This is a genomic window from Streptomyces sp. NPDC046881 (genome assembly GCF_040645015.1).
Taxonomy (GTDB): Bacteria; Actinomycetota; Actinomycetes; order Streptomycetales; family Streptomycetaceae; genus Streptomyces.
The window spans coordinates 1-18,426 of record NZ_JBEYXJ010000083.1 but is presented as its reverse complement, the minus strand read 5'-3'; the positions used below and the strand labels follow the sequence as shown (position 1 = coordinate 18,426).

Below are 18,426 nucleotides of genomic sequence, written 5' to 3'. Positions count from 1 at the left end.
TCACTGGTAGAGCTGTGCGAAGCCGCGCAGGATCTCCAGGCCGTCGCTGCGGAACTCCAGGTGGGCCTGCGAGCCGTGGATGCGGCCGTCGTCGGAGCGCAGGAACTCCACGGGCGCGTGCTCGGACCGGCCGATGGAGCGGAAGCCCTCGGGGGCCTCCTGGAGGTAGAGGGTGTGCCGGTGGAAGACCGTCACGGTCGGCTTCACATGGGTGAAGAGCGGCTCCTCCGTGTCGACCTGGACCTCGTAGCCGCCGACCCGCTGCGGGCCCTCGGCCAGCCGGCCGCCGGCGGCGACCGCGATGATCTGCATGCCGCCGCAGATCCCGAAGACCGGGACGTCGGCGGTCATGACGAGGTCGACGAGCGGCTTGTAGTACTCCTGGTCGAAGGCCCGCACCTTGGTGCCGCTCAGCACGATGGCCTGGTAGCGGCCGTCGAGCCGGGCGGGCACCGCGGCCGGTTCGACGGTGTCGGTGTCCGAGCCGAGCGCTTCGAAGCGCCCGCGGAGCTGCTTCAGGGAGAGTGTGCGGTTGTTGACGACCAGCACACGGGATTTCGCCACGTGGGTGCTCCTCAGGTTCGCGTGATGACGGTGCCGGTGCGGGCGGCGAGCAGGTCCGTGACGGGTGCGCTGCCGATGACGACGCGCTCCACTCCCCGGTCCAGGGCCTCGCCCGCGGCCCGGAGCTTCTTGCGCATGCCGCCGGTGGCGCCCTTGTCGCGGAACTCGGCGGCCGCCCGTGCGGTGATCTCGCGCACCGGTTCGCCGTCGATCAGCAGGTGCGCGACGTCGGTGACGAGGATCAGGTCGGTGGCGCCGGTGGCCCCGGCGATGGCGGCGGCGGCCCGGTCGGCGTCGGTGTTGACCTCCTGGCCCGCGGCGTTGCGGGCCAGCGGGGTGACGAGGTAGGCGCGCCCCGGCTCCAGCTTGGTCAGCGGCGCCGGGTCCACCCCGGTGATCGGGCCGACCAGGTTCTCCAGTTCGACCAGCTGCTTGTCCTTCCACCACCAGCGTTCGCCCGCGCCGGCGCTGACCAGGCCGTCGCTGCCGAGCAGCCGGTCGGCGGCGATGCCGCGCCGTTCGAGGCGCCCCAGCACGTCCCGGCCCAGCTCGGCGCTGACGGTCTTGATGTCCTCGATGACCTCGGGCGTGGTCCAGCGGCTCTGGTTGCCGTACCGGTCGCGCAGGATCGCCGAGGGCTCGCTGTAGCGGGGGCTGAGCTGCTTCAGCGGCTTGGACCAGCCGTGGACGAGGACCAGCGGCCGCTCCCGGCCGTGCTCGGCCAGGTCGTCCCACCAGCCGCCGGCGAGGTCGGCGAGGCAGCTGCCGCCGAGCTTCACCACGGTCGGGGGCGGCGATGTCGGGGTCTCGGTCATGCGGGCATCACCGGCTGCATGGTCAGGCCCGTGTCCTCGGGCAGACGGAAGCGCTTGTTCACGGCCTGGACGGCCTGCCCGGCGGCGCCCTTGACCAGGTTGTCCAGGGCGGCGAGGACGACGATGCGGCCGGCGTCCGGGTCGTGCAGGGCGGTGACGTCGCAGTAGTTGGAGCCGAGCACGGCCTGCGGGTCGGGCACCGGGATCAGCGTCTCGTTGTGCCGCCGCACCCGTACGAAGGTGTGCCCCTTGTAGAACCTGAGGTACGCGCGCTGCAGTTCCCGCTGGTCCACCTGCTCGTCGGTGTACACGTAGACGCTGGCGAGCAGGCCGCGCACGTGCGACACCCCGTACGCCGACATGGCGAGGGAGCCGACGCTGCCGGGCTTGCTGCGCAGCAGGAAGTCGCTGACCTCGGCGGCGTGCCGGTGGCCGGTGGGGGCGTACGGCGCGATGGCGCCGTTGCGCAGCGGGTGCAGGTCCGGCACGCGCAGTTGCAGGCCGCCGCCGCTGGAGCCGCTCTTGCCGTCCACGACGACCGTGTTGAGGTGCAGGCCGAGACCGAGGGTCAGCGGCGCGAGCCCGAGGGTGATGGCGGTGGCGTAGCAGCCGGGCACCGAGATCAGCGGGGCGTCCACCAGGGCGTCGCCGACCAGCTCCGGCACGCCGTAGACGAAGCGGTCGGCCAGCTCGGTGGTCCGCTCGGCCTTCGGGTACCAGCGGTCGTGCAGCTCCGGGGTGCGGATACGGAAGGCGCCGCTCAGGTCGGTGACGCACGGGACGCGGTCGGCGAGTTCCGCGGCGATCCGGGCGGAGACCGGGGCGGGCGTGGCGAGGAACACCACGTCGCACCGCTCGGCCACGCGGTCGGCCGTGACGGGCTCGACGGTCAGGCCCAGGTCGAGACGGAGCCCGGGGTGCAGCTCGGCGGGCCGCCGGCCGGCGCTGGAGTCGCCGCCCAGGTAGGTCAGTTCCATCTCGGGGTGCTGGGTGACCAGCCTGATGAGTTCTCCGCCGGCGAGCCCGGAGGCGCCGACGATTCCCACACGGATCATTCGAGTGTCTCCTGGACGTAACGGACGACGACCGACGCGATGTCGACCCCGGTCGTCGATGCCACTCCCCGCCAGGCGGGGGCGTGGTTGACCTCGTTGACGAGGTAGCCGGACGGGGTCTTGAACAGGTCGACCCCGTAGATGCCGGCGCCGAGCCGGTCCACGACGCCGTCCACGATCTTCTGCACGTCGGGGTCGTGGGCCAGTGCCCGGCTCTGGTTGCCCAGGGCCGCGTTGCTGCGCCAGTCGGCGCCCGCGCTCTCGAACTCGGCGGCGGCGACGATCTCCCGGCCGACGACCAGGCAGCGGATCGACCCGCCGCCGAGGTACGGCTCCACCAGGCAGGCCTGCTCGAAGGCGTGGCCCAGGTCCTCGACGTAGTCGTACACGGACTGCGCCAGGTCGGCGTCGCGGACCAGGGTGACGCGCTTGCCCATGCCGCCGTAGACCGGCTTGAGCACGACGGGCACGCCCAGTTCGTCGACGGCCTTCTCGAAGTCCTTGCGGGACAGCACGAGCCGGAAGTCCGGTACCGGGACGCCCGCTTCGCGCAGCACGGCGCGCAGGACCAGTTTGTTCTCGCAGGAGTGGATCGCGGCGGCGGTGTTGAGGACGCGGAAGCCGTCGGCCTCGGCGAGGGTGGCGATCAGTCCGCCGCGGGTGTAGCTGCGGCTGCGCACCATCAGCGCGTCGTAGTCCCTGACGGGCAGGGCGTCGCGGTGACCGGCGCACAGGGACTCGTCGTTGACCCAGTCGATGGTCAGGCCGAAGTCCTCGGCGGTCTCGATCAGCCGGCGTTCCTCCCAGCCGACCCGGTCCGCGACGATGGCGACTCGGTTGGTCATGTCACTGGCCCCAGTCGCGGAGCTGGACCTCGACCATCTCCAGGGTCAGCCGGCCGTCGGCGATGCCCTCGATGCGCAGCGTCAGCATGCACTCGGGGCAGGAGAGGGTCTCGCCCACGACCATCTCGGGCACGGTCAGGTCGGTCTCGCACTCGGGGCACGAACCGGTCAGGACAGCGGTGCTCATGGCAGATCTCCGATCATGGTGACGGGTAGGGGGAAGAGAGACGTGCAGCGCGCGTGCGGGTACGGCGCTCAGGCGGCCTGGAAGTCGACGGCGGCCTTGCGGACCGCCTCCTGGTCCAGGACCGGGGCGCCGCTGCGCTCCTGCCGCTCGATCAGCCACGCGGTGAAGGCCTCGACGTCGACGTCGACGCCCGAACCGGCGAGCGCCCACTTGACGAGGGCGGGCGTGAGCCGGGTGCGCACGCGCAGCTCCCGGGTGTTGCCGACGAGTTCGGCCGGCAGGGTCTCGTACGCCTCCGGGTTGCTGAGCTGGCCCGGCAGTTCGTAGGCGAAGGCGTGCGGCGTCGTCGGACCGGACTGGAAGGCGCTGCCGAGACCGGCGCCCCTGACGGCCACCCGGGACAGCTCCGTGAGGTGGGTCAGGTCGAACCGGGTGTCGCCGTGGATGACCCGCAGCGAGGTGAGCAGCTCGGCCAGCGGGGCGTTGCCGCCGCGCTCGCCGATGCCGCCGACGGTCGCCGAGATCCACTGCGCGCCCGCGCGGACGGCGGCCAGGGAGTTGGCGACCGCCATGCCCAGCATGTTGTGCGAGTGGATCTCGATCTCGGAGCCGTCGATGGCGGTGAGGTCGGAGATGACCTCCTCCATCTGCCAGGGCGACAGGTACGCGACGGTCTCCGCGAGCCGGAACCGGTCGGCCCCGGCCTCGAACCCGGCGGTGACGTAGGGGACGAGCCGGCCCTGGGGGGTGCGGGCGCCGTCCTCGCCGCTGAACGTGACGTGGAAGCCGCGCTCCTTGGCCTGCGTGATCGCCGAACGGGCCAGCACGTTGAGGAACTTGGCGCTGGGCGAGCCGAGCTTCAGCTTGGCGTGCTGCTCGGAGGTGGGGATGGAGTACATGATGTGCCGCACGCCCAGGCGCTCGGCCTCGTCGAGGGCCTTCTTGACCTGCTCGCGGTCGCGCACCACCACGAGCGTCATGCTGCGCTCGGGACCGATCGCCTCGTGCGTGGCGAGGACCAGGTCGGCGTCCTTGGAGTCCGGGCCGGAGACCATGCCGACCTCGACCAGGTCGATACCGGTCTTCACCAGCAGTTCGGCGATGACGGTGGCGTCCTTCGGCCCGAATTCGACACCTCCCATGTGGGCGGAGTCGCGCAGGGTCGCGTCGGACAGATGGGGCAGCCGCGGAAGGCTTCCCTCGTTCGCTGATTCAGCCATTGCGTTCCCTCCTTTTCCAGAGCCTGCTTCCTTTTCGACACCGAACATGCTGCGCGACCCTGTGCAAAGAAGCGATGCGTGCTCTGTCAGAGCTCTGTCAAGGGCTGTCAGGGAATGTCACGCCGGGCAAGAAGTGCGCATGATTTCTGCGGCCCGGACAATTCCGGGAACCGCTCGCCGGGCGCCGGAAAGCAAAAAAAGCCCCCGCCGGCCGGGCCGGCGGGGGCTTGGGTTCGGGGCCGTCGTGGCGGACGGGTCCGGGTCAGGTGGTGTAACCGCCGTCCACGGCGAGGGAGGTGCCGGTGATGTAGCGACCGGCCGGCCCCGCCAGATAGGCCACCGCGGCGGCGATGTCCTCCGCCTCCCCGTAGCGGCCGAGGGCGGTGAGGGAGGCCTGCCACTCGGCGGAGTCGCCGTCGGCCGGGTTCATGTCGGTGTCGATGGGGCCCGGGTCCACGAGCGTGGCGGTGATCCCGCGCGGCCCCAGCTCCCGGGCCAGTCCCTTGGTCAGACCGACGAGCGCGGTCTTGGCCATCGCCTGGAGGACGAAGTTCCCTGCGGGCACGCGGCCGTTGAAGCAGGAGCCGATGCTGATGATCCGCCCGCCGTCGCCCATGTGCCGGGCGGCGGCCTGCGCGGCCAGGAACACCGACCGGACGTCGGCGGCGAGCACCTTGTCCAGGTACTCGGGGGTCACCTCGTCCAGCGGGCCGTAGGCGAGGAAACCCGCGTTGTTCACCAGGATGTCGATGCCGCCCAGTTCCCGGACGGTCTGCTCCACGGCCTCGGCGGCGTCGTTCGGCCGGGTCAGGTCGGCCCGGACGACCGCGGCCCGGCCGCCGTCCGCCTCGATCGCCTTGGCGACCTCGCGGGCCTGGTCCTCCGCCTGGACGTAGGTCAGCGCGACCGCCGCTCCCGCGTCGGCCAGCCGCTTCGCCACCGCCGCGCCGATACCGCGGCTGCCGCCGGTCACCAACGCCACTTTGCCGGTCAGGTCACTCATGGATGCTTCCTCCGTAGACGGTTGGCTGTTCGCCGTACGGCTACGCTAAAAGTTGACACCGGTGTGAGATTCAAGTCCTTGAAGGACACAGGGGGTCGGACCATGCGGATCGGTGAACTGGCCAGGCGCAGCGGGGTGAGCGAGCGGTCGCTGCGCTACTACGAGGCACAGGGGCTGCTCCAGGCGGAGCGGACCCCCGGCGGACACCGGGACTACGGCGACTGGGCCGTCGACCGGGTCATCCGCATCCAGGCGCTGTACGCCGCGGGCCTGAACAGCAAGAAGATCGCCCAGTTGCTGCCGTGCATGCGCGACGGCGACGGCACACCGAGCGCGAGCGCGACGCCCCGCCTCGTCGACGAACTCACCGCCGAACGCGACCGGCTGGACCGGATGATCGCCGACCTGGTCCGCTCCCGCGACGTTCTGGACGGCATCATCAGCACCGCGTCGACGGGCCTGGGCGCGGCCGCCCTCTCCGGCGGCTGAGCCTGCCCCGGCGCGGCTCAGGCGGCCCGGTCCGCCAGTCCGGCCAGCGCGGTGCGGGCGTGGCGCTCCGCCTCGGCGGGGCTCAGCCGCGCCCCGCGCTCGAACGCCTCGGTGAAGGCGCGCCGGCCCAGGACGGCGCGGGCCGCCGCGGTGACCCGGTCGACATCTCCGCGTTCGGCGGGCGGCAGGGGCGCGCCGACGCTGCGGCGCGCGGCGTGGGCGGCGCCCAGGAGCAGTGCCGCACAGCAGGCGCCGGACCGGTCGCCGGCCAGCGCGGCCGTGCCGGCGAGCCCCTCCAGGGAGAGTGCGAGGGCACGCGGCTCGTCCAGACGGTGGGCGATCGCGAGGCTGCGCAGGTGGTGTGCGGCGGACCGGGCGGCGTCACCGCGGAGTTCGGCGAGGAAGCCGAGTTCGGCGTGGAGCAGGTGGTCGCCGGCCGGTGAGGAGACGTCGGCGTGGGCGTCGCGGATGCGCAGCAGGTGCGCCTCGGCCGCGTCGGTGTCGCCGGAGCGGCGCGCGCCGAGGGCCAGGCCCATGTCGGCGTGGATCTCGCCGTACTTGTAGCCCTGGTCGACGGCGATACGACGGGCCTGCTCGTGCAGTTCGCGGGCGCGGTCGAAGTCGTGGGCGAGCAGCGCGAGACGGCCGAGCCCGGACAGCCGGGCCGACACCTCCGCCTCCAGGCTCAGCTCGCGGGCGATCTGGAGCCCTTCGTGCTGCCGGTGCGCCGCCTGCTCGTACTCGCCCTTGATCTCGGCGAGCGCGGCGAGCGGTGAGACGGTCTGCAGTTCGCCCCACCGGTCGCCCAGGCCGCGGAACAGGGCACGGCTGCGCTGCCCGTCGCGGGCCAGGCCGTCCAGGTCGCCGCGGACCAGGGCGAGCGCCGCCCGCAGGCCGAGCGCGGCGGCGATCCCCCACTGCTCGTCCGCGGCCTCGAAGTGGATCAGTGCGCGGGTGTTCAGGGCGCGGCTGCCGTCCAGGTCGCCCACGCTGAACCGGCCGTAGGCGTTGAGCCACAGCGCCCGGGCGCGGCGCACCGGGTCGGGTATGGCCTCGGCGTGGCAGGTCACCGTACGCTCCCCGGTCAGCAGCCCGAAACCGCAGTGCAGCAGGGCCAGTTCGGGATCGCAGCGGCCCGCGGTGGCGGTGAGGACGGCGGCCAGGCCGCGGCGGGCCTCGGTGAGGCGGCCGCGCAGCAGCCACCACCAGGACAGGGCGGTGGCGAGCCGTACGGCTTCCTCGCTGTGTCCCGCGGCGGCGCGGCGCACCGCCTCGTCCAGGGCGGCGCGCAGGTTGCACGCCTCGGTGTCCAGGCGGGTCAGCCAGTCCCGTTGCCGCGGACCGCGCAGCCGCTGCTCGGCGTGTTCGGCGAGGGCGAGGTAGTGCCGCAGGTGGCGTTCGCGGGCCGCGGGCTCGTCGGCGGTCTCGCGCAACCGCTCGGTGGCGTAGGCGGCGACCGACTCCAGGAGGCGGTAACGGGGGCCGGCCGGGCCGTCCGTGACGACGACGAGGGACTTCTCGACCAGCCGGGTGACGAGGTCGAGCACCGCTCCGCGGGCCACGCCCTCGCCCGCGCACACCGCCTCCGCCGCGTCGAGGCCGCAGCCGTCGCGGTGCACGGCGAGGCGGCTCAGCACGAGGCGTTCGGGCGCGCTCAGCAGCTCCCAGCTCCAGTCGATCATCGCGCGCAGGGTCTGCTGGCGGGCGGGCGCGCCCCGCTGCCCGGAGGTCAGCACCCGGAACCGGTCGCCGAGGCGGGCGGCCAGCTCCCGCACGCCGAGGGCGCGGACCCGGGTCGCCGCGAGCTCCAGGGCGAGCGGGATGCCGTCCAGGCGGCGGCAGATCTCGGCCACGGCGGCGTGGTCGGCCGCCGCGCCCTCGCCGGTGCCGAGCCGGAAGCCGGGCGCGCAGGCGGCGGCCCGCTCGGTGAACAGGCGTACGGCGTCCGGGGTGGGCAGCGGCTCGACCAGGAACACCGTCTCGCCGGCCAGGGCGAGGGGTTCCTGGCTGGTGGTCAGGATGCGCAGCTGGGGGGCGCTGCGCAGGAGCAGCGCGGCCAGCTCGGCGGCGGCCGCGACGACGTGTTCGCAGTTGTCCAGCACGAGGAGGGTGCGGCGGTCGCGCAGGGCCGCGGTCAGCCGGTGCACGGGTGAGGTGGCGCCGCTGCCGGTGGCGGGCGGGGCGGAGGGGGCGTCGTCCCGGATGCCGAGGGTCGCGGCGACGAGGCCGGCGAGGTCGTCGGGGCCGGCACTGCGGACCCCGGCGAACTCGACGAACCAGGCCCCGTCGGGCAGCCCGGACCCTTCGCCCACGACCTCCTGCGCGGCAGCCACCGCCAGCCGCGTCTTCCCGACCCCGCCGGGCCCGGTGAGCGTCACCAGCCGCTGCCGCCCGAGCAGCCGGGAAAGCTCCACGAGACTCCCCTCCCGCCCGATGAGCGCGGTGAGCGGCACGGGCAGGTTGCCGGGGACGGGGGCGGGCGCGGGGGGTGCGGTCGTGGCGGGCGCGGGGGCGGTCTCGGGGAGTGCCGGGGCGGGGTGGGGCGACGCGGGGTGCGGTGACGCGGGGTGCGGTGACGCGGGGTGCGGTGACGCGGGGTGCGCCGACGCGGGGTGCGCCGACGCGGGGTGCGGTGACGGGAGGTGCGGCGGGGCGGGGTGCGGTGACGGGGTGTGCGGCGGGGCGGGGTAGGACGAGCCGGCAGGCTGCGCCCCGGGACGCGACGACCCGGCAGGCGACGGCGCATCGTGGGACGGCGCGGGGTAGGACGACCCGGCAGGCCGCGCCCCGGCACGTGACGGCCCAGCGTGCGGCGACCCCGCAGGTGACGCCCCGGAAGACGGCAGCACGGCCCGGCCGGCCGGAGCCGGGGCGTCGGTGTGATCGGCCGTAGCCGGGGTGACGTCCTGACCCGCCGCAGCCGGGACGACGGCAGGCCCGCCCTCAGCCGCTACGACGGCAGGCCCGCCCTCAGCCGCTACGACGGCAGGCCCGCCCTCAGCCGCTACGACAACATGACCGGCCGGAACCGGGCCCCCACCAGGACCAGCCGGAACCGGAGCCCCGGCAGCACCGGCCGGAGCCCCCGCAGGACCCGCCGGAATCACGGCGGAGCCAGCCGGAGCCACGGCAGGACCCGCCGGAGCCACCGCGGAGCCAGCCGGAGCCACCGCAGCACCCGCCGGAGCCCCCGCAGGACCCTCCAGAATCACCGCGGAACCAGCCGAACCCCCCGCGGAACCAGCCGAACCCCCCACGGAACCATCCGCTATCGGCGTGATCGAAGACAGCGTCGGATCCTGGCGGAGCATCGCCTGGTGCAGGGCGCTCACCGCGGGGCCGGGGCACGCGCCCAGTTCGTCGGCGAGGCGGGTGCGCAGGTCCTCGTAGGACGCGAGCGCCTCGCCCTGGTGGCCGGCCCGGTACAGCGCCTGCATCTGCACCACCCGCAGCCGCTCCCGCAGCGGATGCTCGGCCACCAGCGCGGCCAGCTCCCCGGCGAGCAGCAGGTGGTCCCCCGCCGCCAGGCGGGCCTCGGCCCGCTCCTCCAGCACGGCCAGCCGCTGTTCCGCCAGGCACTCGCGGGCCGCCCGGGCGAACTCCTCGTCGGCGAAGTCGGCGTAGGCCGCTCCCCGCCACAGTCCGAGCGCCTCCGTGAGCAGGGCCGCCCGCGCCCGCGGGTCGGTGACGGAGCGGGCCTGGGCGACGAGGCGGCCGAACCGTGCGACGTCCACGTCGTCGGCCGGGTCGAGCCGCAGCCGGTACCCCGGGGGCTGCCGTACCAGCCGCTCCCGGCCGAGCACCCGGCGCAGTTGGGAGACCTTGGCCTGGAGCGCGCCCGCCGGGTTGCCGGGGAGGTGGTCACCCCACAGGTCGTGGATGAGCCGGTCCGCGGAGACGGGGCCGCCCTCGTGCGCGAGCAGATCCGCGAGCAGCGCCCGCACCTTGGTCTCGGCGACCCGGACCGGCTCCCCTTCGTCGTCCCACACCGCGAGTGGTCCGAGCACCCCTAACCGCATGTGCCCCACCGTACCCGCTCCGTGAACGCTCCAGGCGGGCCGGGCCCCGGATCGGCCGGTTCCGGCCCCCGTTCCGGAAGCTTTTCCGAAGCTTTCCCGAAGTGACCGCGCGCACAGTCGTGTTCCCCGGACGGACGGACGCCGGGCGTGCCCGGCGGCGGCGCGGCGGGGCCCCCTCTCCCGCTGTGACGTCCGGGCACCGCCCCAGCACGATACGGAGTACACACCCCCATGAGCGCCTCACCCGAGACCGCCGCCGCCTCCGGCGCCGCGCCACCCGCCGGGCGGCAGGGCACGGAGCCGCCGCAGCGACTGCCGATGCTCGCCCTGCTCGCCCTCGCCACCGCGGTGTTCATCACCAGCCTGACCGAGACGCTGCCCGCCGGCCTGCTTCCCGACATGAGCCACGACCTGCGGGTGAGCGAGTCCGCGACCGGGCAGACGGTCACGGTCTACGCGATCGGCACCGCGCTCACCGCGATCCCGCTGACGGCGGCCACCGCGGGCTGGCGGCGCAAGCGGCTGCTGCTCACCGCCGTGGCGGGCTTCGCGGTGGCCAACACGGTCACGGCCGTGTCGTCCGTCTACGGCCTGACGATGGTGGCCCGCTTCCTCGCCGGTGTCGCCGCGGGCCTGGCCTGGGCGCTGCTCGCCGGCTACGCGCGGCGGATGGCGCCGGTGCCGTTGCAGGGCCGGGCGATCGCCGTCGCCATGGCGGGCATCCCGGTGGCGCTCTCCCTCGGCGTGCCCGCGGGGACCTTCCTCGGCCAGGCCCTCGGCTGGCGCACGGCGTTCTGGGCGATGACGGCGCTCACGGTGGTGCTGCTGCTGTGGATCACCGCCGCCGTGCCCGACCACCCGGGCCAGCCGCGCGGCGAACGCCCGCGCATGCTGCGGGCGTTGGCGGTTCCGGGCGTGCGTCCGGTGCTCTTCGTGACGCTCGTCTTCGTCCTGGCGCACACGGTCCTGTACGCCTACATCGCGACGTTCCTGGACGGGCTGGACATGGGCGGCCAGACCGACCTGGTGCTGCTCGCCTTCGGCGTCACCTCGCTGCTCGGCATCTGGGTCGTGGGCGCGCGGATCCAGCACCGACTGCGCTCGCTGACGATCGCCAGCACCCTGCTGGTGGCGGCCGCCGCCGCGCTGTTCGCGGCGCTGAGCGACGGCGGGGCCCCGGTGTACGTCGCCGCCGCGCTGTGGGGGCTGGGCTGGGGCGGACTGCCGACCCTGCTGCAGACCGCCGTCGGCGACGCGGGCGGCGAACAGGCCGACGCGGCCCAGGCGATGCTCGTCACGCTGTGGAACGTGGCCATGGCGGGCGGCGGTGTGCTGGGCGGGGTCCTGCTGGACGCGGCGGGCAGCGCCTCCTTCCCCTGGACGGTGCTGCTGCTCCTGCTGCCGGTGCTCGCCGTCGTGCTCGCCGCCCGCGGCCACGGCTTCCCGGCCCGTCGCCCCGGCGGCTGAGTTTCTTCAAAGAAAAAGCAAACTGTCGTCCGTTCAACGAATGGCTCGACCCCGCGCGCAATGTGATGTTCACACGCGGGTGACGGTACTCGGCTTTCTTTCGGACCTTCTTCGCCGGTGGCCGCGAACACCGGACACCGGACCGGCCGAGCCCGCCTGACCAGCGCGGACAGTGTCTGTGACGGGGTCCGGACCGGGGTGCGGGGGCTTTCCGGAGCCCCCCCGTCCCGTTTCCGCCCCCACCCCTTCTCGGGCCTGTTCTCGCTGGTCAGCGGCCGAAATGGCAAAGTGACAGCACGAGGAGTGAATTTGGCGATGCAGCCGGTAGCTTTGTCCCTCGTACGGCTGCCCGTACATCGTCACTGTCGGGCGACACGACTGCGAGGGGGCGTAGTTAAACATGTCGTCATTGGGAGTGCGCGTCGCAGCAGAGGAGCGCGAGCGCATACAGACATTCGTTGAAAGCGTATTCAATCCGCTCCACCGCGCGGAACAACGCCGCTGGGCCCGGGTGTACCTGTGGGGACTGATCCACACACCGGGCAAGAAGACCCCGCGGCGCATGGCCGAGGCCGGCTTATTGCCCGCCGGAGCCGCGCACGGTCTGCACCAGTTCATCAACAGCAGCACGTGGGCCTGGGAACCGGTGCGCCGCGCACTCGGCCGGACCGTCGCGGCGCACCGCCCGGCCTACGCCTGGACGGTCGCCGACCTTCTCATCCCGAAGCAGGGTGAGCACTCGGTGGGGGTGCACCGTCGCCTGGACCAAGCGACCGGACGCATCATCAACTGCCAGCGCGGAGTCGGCCTCTTCCTGTCGACCGGCACCCGCTGCTACCCCGTCGACTGGAGCCTCGTCCTCGACGGGGCGTGGGACTGGGACGACCTGCGCCGGCGCCGTGCGCGCATACCGGAGGCGGAGACCGGGCGCCCCGTGGGGGCGTTCGTGCTCGGCTTCGCCGCCGGGGTCACCGCCGCGCAACCGCAGTTGCCCAAGGCACCCTGGGTGCTCAACCTGACCCAGCGGTGCGACGACGCGAGCGGGGTCATGGCCGGCCTCGCCCGCCGCGAGCTGGACTTCGTGTGCGAGGTCGACCCCGGGCAGATCGTGCTCGTCGGCCGGCCCGCACCGCGGGTGATCACTGTCGGAGAACTGATGGAGGAGCCGCACGCCCGGCAACCGCACGTGCTCATACGCCCGTGGGAACAGGGCGGTTCGAAGGCGGTACGGGTGAACGTGTACACCGGAACGGTACGGCTGTCCCAGCGCGGGGCCGCCAAGGACGGCGTCTCGCGGACGTACCACGTCCTGGAACAGCCCTCCGCCGACAGCGGTCAGCCCGCCCGGTACTGGATCACCAGCCTGATGGGCCGGGGCGTGGAGGAGGTCCTGGCGCTGGCCCGCAGTCAGGCCGTCGCCCGCGCCACCGTGGACACTCTGGGGGAACGTTTCGGCGTGCTCGACTTCGAGGGCCGTTCCTTCCCCGGCTGGCACCACCACATGACCATGGTGTCGGCGGCGTACGCCTGCCAGCAGCTGTCCGGCGCCCTCGACGCCGTCCCCGCGCCGGCCGCAGGGCGGTCCGCGGCACGCGCCGAAGCCGCGGACTGCTGGGCGGGCGCCGGAGCGAAAGGCCTGGGCGCGTGAAGAAGGTGCTGGTCGTGGAGCCGGACGCCGGCGCGGCCGAGACTACGGCGGGCGCTCTGCGCCGGCAGGGCTACGCCGCCCACACCGTCGACAGGGGGGCGCGGATCCTGCGGTCGTACCACGACGCCGATCTGGTGCTGCTCTCCCTGGACCTGCCCGACATCGACGGACTGGAGGTGTGCCGCACGCTGCGGGCGGAGAGCGACATCCCGCTGATCGCCTGCACGCACCGCGACAACGAACTGGAAAGGGTGCTCGCGCTCAAGGCGGGAGCGGACGACTGTGTGCTGCGGACGTGGAGTCCGCGGGAGATCGGCGCGCGCATCGAAGCGGTGCTGCGGCGCACCCGGCCGCACTCGACCGGCGCGGACAGCATCTCGCTGCGGCCGCTGCACATCGATCCGCGGACGCGGGAGGTACGGCTGCGCGACCGCGTGGTCGACGTGACCGCCACGGAGTTCGAGCTGCTCTACCAACTGGCCGCCCGGCCGGACTCCGTCGTCTCCCGGAAGGAGCTGATGGCCAAGGTCTGGGGCAGCAACTGGGTGCGCACCAGCCGCACCATCGACACGCACGTGAGCAGCCTGCGGGCGAAGCTCGGCTCCAGCCGGTGGATCATCACGGTGCGCGGGGTCGGCTATCGCATGGGACACGTCGGGCAGGTGCCCGAGACGTCCGCGGGCTGAACCGTCCGACCCGCCGTTCGAGATGCCCGGGCACGTGCGGTGCCGGACACCGCACGTGCCGGGCACCCGTCCGTCCCTCGTCCCGCAAGCGAAAAATCGTTACGCCTGCGCGCTTCAGAAGGAGCATCTTGACGAAGCAGATCCATCTCGCCGCTCAGTTGCCGGGCATCCACAACGTCACCGTCTGGTCGGACCCGCGCTCCCGGAGCCAGATCGCCATCAGTTCCTTCGTGGACCTCGCACGCACCGCGGAGCGCGGCAGGTTCGACTTCTTCTTCCTCGCCGAGGGGCTGCGGCTGCGGGAGCACAAGGGCAGCCTCTACGAACTGGACGTGGCGGGCCGGCCGGACAACCTGACGATGCTGAGCGCCCTGGCCGCCGTCACCACCCGGCTCGGGGTCGCCGCCACCGTCAACGCCACGTTCAACGAGCCGTACGAGGTGGCGCGCCGGCTCGCCACCCTCGACCACCTGAGCGGCGGGCGGGCCGGCTGGAACGTGGTGACCAGCTTCGACGCCTTCACCGGGGAGAACTTCCGCCGCGGCGGCTTCCTCGCCGAGGCCGACCGCTACACGCGCGCCGCCGAGTTCCTGGCCACGGCGCGGGAACTGTGGGACAGCTGGGCCGACGGGGACGTGCTCGCCGACGCTGCGGCCGGGCGGTTCGTGCGCCCCGGGGCCGGCGCGTTCGCCCACCACGGCGAACACTTCGACATCTCCGGGCGGTTCACCACCCCGCGCGCCCCGCAGGGCCACCCGGTGATCATCCAGGCCGGGGAGTCCGAACCGGGCCGTGAGTTCGCGGCCTCGGACGCCGAGGTCGTCTTCAGCAAGTACAACCGCCTGGACGAGGCCCGCGCCTTCTACCGGGACGTCAAGAGCCGTCTCGCCCGGTACGGCCGCTCCCCGGACGACCTGCGGATCATGCCCACCGCCACCGTCGTCGTCGCCGACACCGACGAGGAGGCCGCGGCGTACGCCGACGAGATCACCCGGGCCCAGGTGAGCCCGCAGACCGCCCTCGCCCACCTGGAGGCCGTCTGGGGCCGTGACCTGTCCGCGTACGACCCGGACGGGCCGCTGCCCGACATCGACCCGGAACCCGAGTCGCTGGTCCTGAAGGGGCACTCGGTGTTCCGCAGCGGCCGCGCCGAGACCGCCCGGCGCTGGCGTGCCCTGGCCGGGGAACGCGGGCTGAGCATCCGCGAGCTGATGATCGAGGTGCACGGCGGACAGACCTTCGTCGGCAGCCCGCACACCGTCGCCGACGCCATCGACCACTTCGTGCAGAGCGACGGCGCCGACGGGTTCGTCTTCGCGACGCATCTGACGCCCGGCGGCCTGGACGACTTCGTGGACCGGGTGGTGCCCCTGCTGCAGGAGAAGGGCGTCCACCGCCCGGACTACACCGGCACGACCCTGCGGCACCACCTCGGCCTCGACCCGCAGCCGAGCGCCGGGCGCACGTCCGGGAACGCACAGGAGGCATCGTGAACGACAGCCCGCTCCACCTCGCCGTCGCCCTCGACGGCGCCGGCTGGCACCCCGCGGCCTGGCGGTCCGAGGACGCCCGCCCCGGCGCCCTGTTCACCGCCGCGTACTGGGCGGACCTGGTCGCGGAGGCCGAACACGGCCTGCTCGACCTCGTCACCTTCGAGGACGCCCTCGGCCCGCAGTCGGCCGCGCCGCACCGCCCCGACGACCGGACCGACCAGGTCCGCGGCAGGCTGGACGCGGTCCTGCTCGCCTCCCACCTGGCCCTGCTCACCACGCACATCGGCCTGGTCCCCACGGTCAACGTCACCCACACCGAGCCGTTCCACGTCGCCGTGGGCATCGCCACCCTCGACCACGTCAGCGAGGGCCGGGCCGGCTGGCGCCCGCAGATCGCCCCCCGCGCCGCCGACGCCGCCCACTTCGGCCGCCGCACCACCCCGCAGCTCACCGACGACGACGTACGCGACCCCGAACTGATCGCCAGGCGGCTGCGCCCGCTGTTCGCCGAGGCCACCGACGTGGTGGAGGTGGCCCGGCGGCTGTGGGACAGCTGGGAGGACGACGCGGAGATACGGGACACGGCCACGGGCCGCTTCCTCGACCGCGACAAGCTGCACCACATCGACTTCGAGGGCCCGCACTTCAGCGTCAGGGGTCCCTCGATCACCCCGCGCCCGCCGCAGGGGCAGCCGGTCGTGGCGAGCCTCGCGCACGCCTCGACGCCGTACGAGTTCGCGGCGCACGGCTGCGACGTCGTCTTCGTGACCCCCCGCGACCGTACGGGGGCCAAGGCGATCCTCGCGCAGGTGGACGAGGCCGTCGACCGGGCCGGCAGGGACCTGCGGGACCGGCCGCTGCGCCGGTTCGCGGACCTGGTCGTCTTCCTGGACGACGAGCCCGGCGCCGCCGCCCGCCGCAAGGAGCGCCTGGACGCGCTGGACGGCGCCGAGTACACCTCGGACGCCGCCGTCTTCACCGGCACCCCCGGCGAACTGGCCGACCTGCTGCTCGACTGGCGCACGGCCGGGCTCGACGGCTTCCGCCTGCGCCCCGGCGCGCTGCCGCACGACCTCACCGCGATCACCCGGCGGCTGGTGCCGGAACTGCGGCGCCGGGACGCGTTCCGCCGCGCGTACGGCACCGGGACCCTGCGGTCCCGGCTGGGCCTGCCGGTCCCCCGCAACCGGTACGCGCAGGACGGCTGACCCGTCGCTCAGCGGCAGTCCTCCGGTATGCCGAGCCCGGTCAGCGCGCCCACCGGGTCGAGGTCCGGGGTGCCGCGGGGCCACCAGTCGTCCTGGCCGGGCTCCGACTCGTAGGCGTACCACAGGCCGTCGCGGCCCAGGCGCAGCTGGACGTGGCCGCGGGGGTGGGTGAGACGGTTGCGCCAGGGGCGGAAGGCCGGGAGGTCGGCCGCGAGCAGCAGCGGGCGGGCCCGGTCGAAACGGCCGGCCGGCGGGTCCCACGGCTCCTCCAGGACGTCCAGCCCCGCGGGGCCGCCCTGCCGCCAGGCCGCGACGGCGCGCGCCAGCTCGGCCGGGGTGCGGCCGGTGGCGTCGGCGAGCGTGGCGTACAGCGTGCGGGTGGCCGCGGTCAGCCCGGAACCGGGGCGGGCCGCGGCCAGCCGTACCGCGTCCTGCCACAGCGTCAGCCCGCCGACCGGGTCGCGGCCGGTGCCGAGCAGGGCGTGGGCGCGGGCGGCGGCGTCGGTCGCCAGCTGGTCCAGCGCGAAGGGGTCCGGGCCGCCGGGCGCCGACGGATAGACCGGGGGCTGCTCGGGGTGCGGGGGCACCGGCAACGGCGGGGGCAGCGGAGGGCGTTCGCGCTCGGCGAGGGCCTCGGTGGCCCGGATTCCGGGCAGGGTCCGCGGCTGCCGTTCCCGGGCGGCACGGGCCGCGCGGGCGGCGCTGCGCCGGGACAGCGCGTCGAGCAGCTCCCTCTCGCCCCGGCCGCGCAGCAGGAGCAGCACGAACGGGTCGGCGTCGAGCAGGCGGGCCGTCTGGTAGCAGAGGGCGGCGGCGTGCTTGCAGGGGTGACCGGAGTCCGGGCAGCTGCAGCGGGGGGCGAGGTCGCCGGGGCCGGGCAGCAGGGGCACCCCGCAGTCGGCGAGCGAGTGGGGCAGCTCCTTGTCGAGCAGCGCCGCGATGTGCCCCGGCCGGTCGGCCGCGGCGTCCAGGAACCGCTCCCAGTCCTCGTCCTCCAGCGTCCGCACCCGCATCTGCACCCGGTAGGGCCGGGGCCTGCTGCCGCGCACGTACGCCAGCAGCAGTCCCGGTGTGACGGTGATCGCGTCCACGTGCCCCTGGTCCGCGTACCCCCGCCCCCGCGCGAGCCGTCCGGCGTCCAGCGCGCCCCGCTCCAGCGCCTCCACCCAGGCGTTGCCCCACCAGGTCCCGGCGAAGGGGGCGTCCTCCGCGCCGGCCGCGCGGGGCGCGAACGCCGGGAAGGTACGGCGCAGTTCGCCGTCGCGGTGGGGGGTGGCCATGGTGGCGGGCACGTGCGGGGCCGCGGGAGCGGGGCCCGCCGGCCCGTGCCCCCGCTCGGGCGCGGGGGCCGGCTCGGTGGGCGCAGGCGTGGACGGGGTGGAGGCGGGCTGCTCCGGCTCCTCGGGGGTGTCCTCCCAGGCGGGCATGCGGAAGGCGGTCGCCAGGTAGTGCCGTATGTCCTGGACGGCCTTGGCCTTGGCGGCCCGGGACTCCTCGCGGGGCGCGGACGGGGTGCGCGGCGCCGCGGGGCCGGGCCGCGCGGCGGCCCGGCGCTCACGCCGGGGCTGCGCCGCCTCGGCACGCAGGGCTTCCCGCCGCGCGGCACGCAACGCCTCCCGCGCCACATCCCCGGGACGCCCACCCCCCGCCCCCGGACCGGGACGCACGCCCTGGTGAGATTCCTCATCCGCCACCGGTCCAACCGCCTCGGCCGCCGAGGCCGAAGC

Annotated in this window: 15 protein-coding genes; 6 read left to right on the top strand and 9 right to left on the bottom strand. The window is 74.2% G+C overall.

Annotated elements, in window-relative coordinates; genetic code table 11:
* The 7 genes from ABZ923_RS30135 to ABZ923_RS30105 all read right to left on the bottom strand — a co-directional run bounded on the left by ABZ923_RS30135 (position 1) and on the right by ABZ923_RS30105 (position 5,689).
* The gene (locus ABZ923_RS30135) at positions 1 to 564 is read right to left on the bottom strand and encodes a gamma-glutamyl-gamma-aminobutyrate hydrolase family protein (RefSeq protein ID WP_361477710.1); all 564 of its coding nucleotides are present in this window, start codon (positions 562 to 564) and stop codon (positions 1 to 3) included.
* 11 nt (positions 565 to 575) lie between these two features.
* Positions 576 to 1,379 (bottom strand): acetylglutamate kinase, encoded by an 804-nt coding sequence (locus ABZ923_RS30130; RefSeq protein ID WP_361477707.1) that lies wholly within the window; start codon positions 1,377 to 1,379, stop codon positions 576 to 578.
* Positions 1,376 to 2,434 carry an N-acetyl-gamma-glutamyl-phosphate reductase gene (argC, locus tag ABZ923_RS30125; protein WP_361477704.1) on the bottom strand — a complete coding sequence of 353 codons (1,059 nt, stop codon included), beginning with the start codon at positions 2,432 to 2,434 and terminating at the stop codon, positions 1,376 to 1,378. Before argC ends, ABZ923_RS30130 begins: the two co-directional genes overlap by 4 nt.
* Positions 2,431 to 3,279 carry a RimK family alpha-L-glutamate ligase gene (locus tag ABZ923_RS30120; protein ID WP_361477701.1) on the bottom strand — a complete coding sequence of 283 codons (849 nt, stop codon included), beginning with the start codon at positions 3,277 to 3,279 and terminating at the stop codon, positions 2,431 to 2,433. The genes argC and ABZ923_RS30120 overlap by 4 nt, the downstream gene beginning before the upstream one ends.
* Before the next feature lies 1 nt (position 3,280).
* Positions 3,281 to 3,466, bottom strand: a complete 186-nt coding sequence (locus tag ABZ923_RS30115) for a lysine biosynthesis protein LysW (protein ID WP_361477698.1) — start codon at positions 3,464 to 3,466, stop codon at positions 3,281 to 3,283.
* 68 nt (positions 3,467 to 3,534) lie between these two features.
* Positions 3,535 to 4,686 carry an isopropylmalate synthase gene (locus tag ABZ923_RS30110; protein WP_361477695.1) on the bottom strand — a complete coding sequence of 384 codons (1,152 nt, stop codon included), beginning with the start codon at positions 4,684 to 4,686 and terminating at the stop codon, positions 3,535 to 3,537.
* Between the two features lie 262 nt (positions 4,687 to 4,948).
* A complete protein-coding gene (locus ABZ923_RS30105) occupies positions 4,949 to 5,689 on the bottom strand; it encodes a 3-oxoacyl-ACP reductase family protein (RefSeq protein ID WP_361477692.1) in 741 nt (246 codons plus the stop codon).
* A gap of 102 nt (positions 5,690 to 5,791) precedes the next feature.
* Between ABZ923_RS30105 and ABZ923_RS30100 the strand changes: the two genes are divergently transcribed.
* Positions 5,792 to 6,178: a MerR family transcriptional regulator gene (locus ABZ923_RS30100; RefSeq protein WP_361477689.1), complete on the top strand. Its 387-nt coding sequence runs from the start codon at positions 5,792 to 5,794 to the stop codon at positions 6,176 to 6,178.
* A gap of 17 nt (positions 6,179 to 6,195) precedes the next feature.
* Here the strand turns inward: ABZ923_RS30100 and ABZ923_RS30095 are convergent, their stop codons facing one another.
* A complete protein-coding gene (locus tag ABZ923_RS30095; RefSeq protein WP_361477686.1) occupies positions 6,196 to 10,197 on the bottom strand; it encodes a BTAD domain-containing putative transcriptional regulator in 4,002 nt (1,333 codons plus the stop codon).
* Between the two features lie 231 nt (positions 10,198 to 10,428).
* Between ABZ923_RS30095 and ABZ923_RS30090 the strand changes: the two genes are divergently transcribed.
* The 5 genes from ABZ923_RS30090 to ABZ923_RS30070 all read left to right on the top strand — a co-directional run bounded on the left by ABZ923_RS30090 (position 10,429) and on the right by ABZ923_RS30070 (position 16,699).
* On the top strand, positions 10,429 to 11,664 hold the full coding sequence (locus tag ABZ923_RS30090) for an MFS transporter (RefSeq protein ID WP_361477683.1): 1,236 nt from the start codon (positions 10,429 to 10,431) through the stop codon (positions 11,662 to 11,664).
* A gap of 400 nt (positions 11,665 to 12,064) precedes the next feature.
* On the top strand, positions 12,065 to 13,312 hold the full coding sequence (locus ABZ923_RS30085) for a transposase (RefSeq protein WP_361477680.1): 1,248 nt from the start codon (positions 12,065 to 12,067) through the stop codon (positions 13,310 to 13,312).
* A complete protein-coding gene (locus ABZ923_RS30080) occupies positions 13,309 to 13,998 on the top strand; it encodes a response regulator transcription factor (protein ID WP_361477677.1) in 690 nt (229 codons plus the stop codon). The genes ABZ923_RS30085 and ABZ923_RS30080 overlap by 4 nt, the downstream gene beginning before the upstream one ends.
* A gap of 128 nt (positions 13,999 to 14,126) precedes the next feature.
* Complete coding sequence (locus ABZ923_RS30075; protein WP_361477674.1) at positions 14,127 to 15,491, top strand: NtaA/DmoA family FMN-dependent monooxygenase; 1,365 nt, start codon at positions 14,127 to 14,129, stop codon at positions 15,489 to 15,491.
* A complete protein-coding gene (locus tag ABZ923_RS30070; RefSeq protein WP_361477671.1) occupies positions 15,488 to 16,699 on the top strand; it encodes an LLM class flavin-dependent oxidoreductase in 1,212 nt (403 codons plus the stop codon). The genes ABZ923_RS30075 and ABZ923_RS30070 overlap by 4 nt, the downstream gene beginning before the upstream one ends.
* A gap of 8 nt (positions 16,700 to 16,707) precedes the next feature.
* Here the strand turns inward: ABZ923_RS30070 and ABZ923_RS30065 are convergent, their stop codons facing one another.
* On the bottom strand, positions 16,708 to 18,393 hold the full coding sequence (locus ABZ923_RS30065) for an SWIM zinc finger family protein (protein ID WP_361477745.1): 1,686 nt from the start codon (positions 18,391 to 18,393) through the stop codon (positions 16,708 to 16,710).
* Positions 18,394 to 18,426 lie beyond the last annotated feature (33 nt).

Bases quoted from the DNA above. Each gene is read 5' to 3' on its own strand.
- ABZ923_RS30095 (WP_361477686.1), bottom strand. From the start codon at position 10,197: ATGCGGTTAGGGGTGCTCGGACCACTCGCGGTGTGGGACGACGAAGGG.
- ABZ923_RS30100 (WP_361477689.1), top strand. From the start codon at position 5,792: ATGCGGATCGGTGAACTGGCCAGGCGCAGCGGGGTGAGCGAGCGGTCG.
- ABZ923_RS30090 (WP_361477683.1), top strand. From the start codon at position 10,429: ATGAGCGCCTCACCCGAGACCGCCGCCGCCTCCGGCGCCGCGCCACCC.
- ABZ923_RS30120 (WP_361477701.1), bottom strand. From the start codon at position 3,279: ATGACCAACCGAGTCGCCATCGTCGCGGACCGGGTCGGCTGGGAGGAA.
- argC (WP_361477704.1), bottom strand. From the start codon at position 2,434: ATGATCCGTGTGGGAATCGTCGGCGCCTCCGGGCTCGCCGGCGGAGAA.
- ABZ923_RS30130 (WP_361477707.1), bottom strand. From the start codon at position 1,379: ATGACCGAGACCCCGACATCGCCGCCCCCGACCGTGGTGAAGCTCGGC.
- ABZ923_RS30115 (WP_361477698.1), bottom strand. From the start codon at position 3,466: ATGAGCACCGCTGTCCTGACCGGTTCGTGCCCCGAGTGCGAGACCGAC.
- ABZ923_RS30110 (WP_361477695.1), bottom strand. From the start codon at position 4,686: ATGGCTGAATCAGCGAACGAGGGAAGCCTTCCGCGGCTGCCCCATCTG.
- ABZ923_RS30105 (WP_361477692.1), bottom strand. From the start codon at position 5,689: ATGAGTGACCTGACCGGCAAAGTGGCGTTGGTGACCGGCGGCAGCCGC.
- ABZ923_RS30085 (WP_361477680.1), top strand. From the start codon at position 12,065: ATGTCGTCATTGGGAGTGCGCGTCGCAGCAGAGGAGCGCGAGCGCATA.